Source organism: Ochrobactrum sp. PL_is483 (assembly GCF_055816855.1).
On sequence record NZ_JBVPGS010000008.1, the window covers coordinates 1 to 2,246 of the forward strand.

Annotated in this window: 1 protein-coding gene; it reads right to left on the reverse strand. The window is 54.9% G+C overall.

All coding sequences use genetic code 11. The features are described 5' to 3' along the window. Positions 1-1,796: autotransporter-associated beta strand repeat-containing protein (locus AC0TNJ_RS00050; RefSeq protein WP_473769855.1), on the reverse strand; the 1,796-nt coding region annotated here is incomplete at its 3' end. Positions 1,797-2,246: the final 450 nt, after the last annotated feature.

The window sequence follows — 2,246 nt, forward strand, 5'->3', positions numbered from 1 at the left end:
CCCGATTTGGTCAAGCCGCCCGAACCGGTGAAGACATTCGACAGCGTAAACACATTGGTGGCATCGGCAATGTCGAAGCCGCCGCCATTGGTGCCCCAGTTGATCAACTTGGTGGTACGGTTGAAATCCGTGCCGGTCACCCGCAGCGTGCCGCCATCAAAATTGAGCGCGCCCGTGCCAAGGTTCTCTTGCTGTACGACCGAAATCACGCCAGCGTTAAGATAAGTAGCGCCATAGCTGTTGTTGCCCGAAAGCACCAGCGTGCTGGTGCCCATCTGCGTCACGCTGCCCGTGCCGCTGATCGCGCCGGAGAATTCCACCGCATCGCTGCGATTGAACACAAGGGCGCCTTTATTGGTCACATCGCCCTCGATCCAACCGCTCGTCGCGCCGTTGCCAACCTGCAACGTACCCGCCGTGATCGTCGTCCCGCCCGTATAACTGTTATCCGCCGTCAGGACCAATGCGCCAGCACCGGATTTGGTCAGCGCGCCGCCTGAAGCAAGCTTCTGGCCGACCGTAAACGTGTTGCCCGCATCGGCAATGTCAAACCCGCCGCCGCCAGAACCCCAGTTGATCGTGCGGCTGGTCTCATTAAAATCGGTACCGGTGATCTGCAAGATGCCGCCATCGAAATCGAGCGTAACAGACGAAGCACCGAGATTGTTTTCCGAGCCGACGGAAAGCGTGCCGCCATTGATGTTCAGTGTGCCGGTAAAGCCAGAATTATCTGCCGTCAGGATTGTTATACCAGCGAGCTGGTTAATCGTCCCAACACCGGAAATCGACGGGTCAAATCTACGGTTAGTATCCGTATGATTGAAGTTGATCGTACCGGTGCCTTCCCTGAAAACAACAGACTGTGCCTGTAATTGTCCGGCGCCTGTAGCTGCATCCTCAGCAGCGCTGCCGATATTCAGAGTACCTTTGCCCTCACTCTCAACCGCAATTTCGACTTCACCGTGCCCATTGACACCTTGGGTAACAATTGCACCGTTACTGAGGGTCAACGTGCCAGTAGCTGCGTACCCAATACTTATTTTCGCGCCAAGATCGGTCCAAGTCGAGCCGACTCCATTCACTATGACCATACCGGTATTGCGGCCACCCCCCCCCGAGAGCCCGTAGCCAATTCTAGTATACACCGTACGACCAGGAGTGCCACTGGTAACAGTGCCACCTCCACTGATAGTCAAGATACCGGAAGAACCAGCGCCCAGTGCGGTGTATTGATAGCCGATCTCCAGTACGCCGCCATTCAGCACCCACGATGAACCCTCGCCGTCGACCGTTACTTCCCCACGGTGCCCGACCATACCTATGGTACTGCTGCTGTCGCCCCCCCCGCTGGAAACCATGCCGCCGTTTGAAATAGTCAGCGTGCCATCCCCACGCATACCAACTTTCATACCTACTTTAGAGGCCAGGAGCGAGCCTACCCCATCCACAGTAATGGCACCTGCGCCTTCCCATCTACCCACACGCGAGCCTCCCGAAAAGACCCCCGCGTTGACAGTGACTTGCGCGCCTGAATTGATAATCAGGGCACCACCGTCAGTGCCTCCAACGCTGAGATCACCATCAACCTGCCAACCTGAATCATGGTTGCCCGGAACAGTCTCTGTCTTGCCGCCATCAATCAAATAATCCTCACCAAAAGCAGGTTGCACCATGCCTGCGCCGAGCCCCCCGACCACGAGTGCCAGCACGGAAGCGCCTGCGCGCAAGCTGCGTTTGAACGAAACCGCCAAAGGCGAACGGGTTGACAGTGCTGGCTGTCTCGAACGGTCAATCATGTTGTCTTCCAAACTTGCTTCAAAAAATCTATGCGCATGAATGCTCAGCCGGCAGATGGCTCTCACCGAGCCAACCGTCACCGGCTGCAATTTGCGAAAACACCGCCCCCACCTGCATCCGCCAGACAAGGCGCGTCACTTCACGCAAGAACAATAAAAATTTCTGTTCCGATTTGCAGCTTATACACGCCATACAATAAATATCAATTAATCAGTACGAGTTCTATTTACATTGTTGATAAGATTTAGTTTAGAGGAAGCTAAATTATTCGGGATTACATGATGATATTTCGATACACTTACTATCGTCGCCTCACATCAACAGGACTTCAATTTAGGAATTGCTTAAAAGATGGCAGGCAAAGCTGAAGACCTGGTTGCACGAGCATGAGATCAAGATCGCCGCAGTCAATGCGGCGATGCCTGCAGCCCGGTCTCCCGCTCCCCGCG